Source organism: Actinoplanes sp. ATCC 53533, from assembly GCF_003947245.1.
This window is the reverse complement of sequence record NZ_QHHV01000388.1, coordinates 1-3,579: the sequence shown is the minus strand read 5'-3', so window position 1 is coordinate 3,579 and position 3,579 is coordinate 1. Positions and strand designations below refer to the sequence as shown.

Annotated in this window: 5 protein-coding genes; 1 reads left to right on the top strand and 4 read right to left on the bottom strand. The window is 67.3% G+C overall.

What is annotated here, in order from left to right:
• Positions 1–97 precede the first annotated feature (97 nt).
• The 4 genes from DMB66_RS57940 to DMB66_RS57925 all read right to left on the bottom strand — a co-directional run bounded on the left by DMB66_RS57940 (position 98) and on the right by DMB66_RS57925 (position 3,075).
• Positions 98–1,351, bottom strand: coding sequence for a hypothetical protein (locus tag DMB66_RS57940; protein ID WP_125812480.1), 1,254 nt, complete (start codon positions 1,349–1,351; stop codon positions 98–100).
• Positions 1,352–1,517: 166 nt separating this feature from the next.
• Positions 1,518–2,198 carry a DUF429 domain-containing protein gene (locus DMB66_RS57935; protein ID WP_125812479.1) on the bottom strand — a complete coding sequence of 227 codons (681 nt, stop codon included), beginning with the start codon at positions 2,196–2,198 and terminating at the stop codon, positions 1,518–1,520.
• Complete coding sequence (locus tag DMB66_RS57930) at positions 2,195–2,512, bottom strand: hypothetical protein (protein ID WP_125812478.1); 318 nt, start codon at positions 2,510–2,512, stop codon at positions 2,195–2,197. The genes DMB66_RS57935 and DMB66_RS57930 overlap by 4 nt, the downstream gene beginning before the upstream one ends.
• A 59-nt stretch (positions 2,513–2,571) precedes the next feature.
• The gene (locus DMB66_RS57925) at positions 2,572–3,075 is read right to left on the bottom strand and encodes a hypothetical protein (protein WP_125812477.1); all 504 of its coding nucleotides are present in this window, start codon (positions 3,073–3,075) and stop codon (positions 2,572–2,574) included.
• 168 nt (positions 3,076–3,243) lie between these two features.
• On the opposite strand from DMB66_RS57925, the gene DMB66_RS57920 reads away from it, so the two are divergent.
• A partial coding sequence (locus DMB66_RS57920) for a hypothetical protein (protein ID WP_199753268.1) occupies positions 3,244–3,579 on the top strand: 336 nt, incomplete at its 3' end.

Genomic DNA, 3,579 nt, shown 5'->3' with positions numbered 1-3,579 from the left:
CTGGGGTTTTCTGGCCCCACAACTCCAGAGGATCTTGGCCCCACCAAGTCGTCGCCAAATGCTCCAGACGCCACAAGCCTGTCGATGCATGGCAGCGTCACCGTGGCCCCACCCGCATCGAGCGACTCGGGGGCCGAGGTGCTGCCGCACCGGCCTGCGGCCGGCTTGCCACCGAGTCCCTCGGTCCCGCTGTAGCGAGCGGGCACGGCCACACCTGGGGACGCTGGCCCCTGTCGATGTCGCAGCTCCCTGCGGCCAGCCATACGGCCGTTCCACGGAATGGGATTGCTGGGGCCAGTTGGAGCTGGAGTTCCGATCGACGTATTCGCATCAGGCTTCGGATGTGGGGCCACAAAACCCTGGAGTTGTGGGGCCAAAAAACCCAAGAGAGAACATCCTGCGGCAGCAGCGGCAACCCGCACCGCGTCAGCAGGTTCCGGATCGTCGCCCGGGCCGCGCGGCCACCGGGCAGGGGTTCCACCAGCAGCTTCGGTGAAATCGCGGTGGCCTGCTCGGCGGCGTACCCGGGCACGCGCACGATCGCGATCTGCGGCCGGTGCGTCTCGTACCCGTCCTGCCACCGGAAGGTGTTGCCGTCGGCGTGTCCCCACCAGTCCGGGTGCCGGCCCACGTACCGGTCGACGGCGGCGAGGAGCGGGAACTGGGTGAGGAAGGCCAGCGGCGCGTCGCAGTCCCGCGTCGGTGGCCACAACGGCAGCGCCACGGCGTAGTCAGTGCCGGTCGCCTGCGCGCTGGTCAGATCAGCTAGTGCCTGGCTGAGGCCGGTCAACCACTGCTGGACGACATCGCTGATGTGGGCGTGGTAGACGCGCAGGGCCCACGTGTGCAGGCAGTCCGTGTCGGTGACCGGCACCTGCGGCTGACACGGCAACGCGGCCAGGTCGTGCACGTGGTCGTAGCGGGCCAGGACCGCGGCCAGCACCGCCGGCCCGATCGTGTCGGGCGGCTGCTGCCTGCGGTGCAGTGCCCGCCACGTGCCGGCCGCGATCGACCACGCGTCCGTGCCGGGCTCGTGGAGGGTTCGGGCGCCGATACGATGGATCTCGGTGGATTGTTCGCGCACCGTGGTATTGGCGGCCACCTGCGTGACCGACCGGGTCAGCCTGGAGTCGAGCTCGCTGGCGGTGACCTCGTCCACCGGCACCGAATGCAAGACCGTGACGTGATACCAGTTCGGTGACACCGGGGCGAGGCCGTCGCGGTGGGTCAATTCCCGGTACGGCTCGAACAACGCCGTCCGCGTCTGTACCGGGTCCGGAAGTACATGCCAGTGGTAGTCGAGGCGGCCTGTTGGCCAGCGCTGCTGGACCGATGCGTAGAAGCTCTCCACGAGGTTCTCCTCTGGTTCGTGGTGATCACGATGGTGGGTTTCCCGCCGTGTTGGCGGCGCATTGCCGGCGGGACTGCCGCAGGCCACGCCGGCAGCAGGAGCCGTCGGTGGCCGGCACCGTCGAGGGCCTACTGCCCCCGGCCACCTGGGGTCGCCCACTGCCTGCTCAGGACCATGTGGCAATGCAGGAGCCGTCACCGGCTTGCTCAGGCGGATCGGGGTAGCAATTGGCCGTGCCGGTTGCCATCCGGTGTGCGCTCCAGGCCACTGCGGCGGCGTCGAGGATGCCGTCGGGTGGTGCCTGACCGGCGGGGCCGAGGCGGTCCGGCAGCACGATGCCCTGTTTCATGAGCAGGGCGCGGCGGAGTTCTTGACCGGTCCAGGTCTTCTTCGCATGGCTGAGCTGCGTGCCGGCCATGGTGCGGAACGACAGCTCCGGGTGCGCCTCGAAGAGCAGCTTGGGGTGCCGCTGCCAGAGAGCGTTCGCTTCGAGCAGCTGGTGCCGTCTTGCCCATGACTGTCGGCTGAGGCTGGCACCGGTCAACTCGCGGCAGCGCCGGTCCGCCGTGGCGAAGTCGTGCGCCATCCAAACTGGTCGCGGCGGGACCCGCAGGACGCTACTGCCGCCCGGGCCCAGTTGGTCGGCGACGGCGGTGTCAGCGGCACGGAAACGGTCGGGCAGCATCCCCAGGGGGACGCCGACGCCGATCAGGGCCGCGCCCGAACTGCCCGCGACGATCTCGTACAGCGTGGACGCGAGCACGGCACGACCGAAGGCACCGCCGCGCAGCTCGACGCCGACCCAGCCGAGGGCATACGCGTCGACGCCGATCGCGTGAACGCTCAAGGGCGGGTTCCGCGGCCGGCACGTTGCGTGGTCACGGTGTCGTCTGCTTGGCTGGCGACGTCGGCTGATGCGGTCGGTTTCGGTCTTCTGTTGCCGGCGATGTTCGCGCCAGCCTCGACGAGCTTGCCCTGCATGAACCCGTACGACGAGGTTTTGAGCTTCGCGATCTGCCGGATCGACAGTCGGTCCTCGTCATACAGCTTCTTCAGGTGCCTGAGCTCATTTTGACGTTGATCGGGGCCGAGTTCACGAAAGAACCTGCTGTAGGGCTGGCGATGCCGGCTGGCGCGTTGTCTCGGGGCGGTGGTGGGCATGGGCGCCGTCCTTCTGTTGGTGGCTGCTGGTCGTTGTGGTGTCCTTCGTCCCGGCGGGACTAGATGTCGATCTCTGCGGTGACGAGGTGGTGATCGGAGGGGAACGGCGGCCCGTCGGGGACGTAGACCCGGTAGCTGTTGTCGATGACGTGCGGGCGCATGGCGTAGTTCGCTAGCAGGTAGTCGATGAGGTCGGGACCGCCTTCACCGGGTTTGTCGATGACGCTGGGCTGGATGACGAACTCGGGATTGGCGAGCCACGCGAGTTCAGCGAGGGCGTGGTAGCCGGAGCCTTCGCGCCGGCGTCCGCTGGTGGGATCCCATGGGCCAATGAGGTGGTCGAGCGCGTCGGTGTCGGGACCCCAATGGCCTTCAGGTGTGCCGTCGTCGACCCACTTGCCTTTGTGGGTGCGGATGTGGTGGTTCGCGGCCTGCCAGTCACGTTGCGGGAATTGTTCTCCGCTGGCTGGATGATTTGTGTGGGCAGGCGGCGTGTCCGGGTTGTTCGTGTTGCTGATCGTGCGGGGCGTGGTGCGGGCGCGGCGAGAGATCCGCGTTTCCACGTGTGTCTCGCATACGGATTGATCAACCTGTGGTCGAGGTCGCGTTCGAGACGGCGATCGTCGGCGGGGCGGACTCTGTGTCGTCAGCGGCTCGGTGGCTGGCGGCATCTGACCGACCACGCATAACTGAGGTGAAGATTGGTCTCGCCGAGGCGCAGAATCTCCTTCATGTGGGATGTCGAGGGAATCCAGCTGCCAGATGGCGCAGAGATCGTCACGCAGCGTGATGGCAAAGTTCGGATTTGGGTCGACACCCCGCCCGATATGGATGGTTTCATTGGCCGGCACTGCGAGGAATGCCAGCAGACATTTCGGGTCCACGGCGAGGACTACGAGGCGCTTCAGGATCTTCTTCGCTGCGTCTACTGCGGACGACAGGGCGACGCGCGGAGTTTCGCGACTCCGCAGCAACACGATCGCGCCAAGACGGCCATTTGGGACCTTGCCGCGCAGGCGCTGTTGAAGTCCGTCAAGGGCCTGTCGGACGACCGGCAGATCATGTTC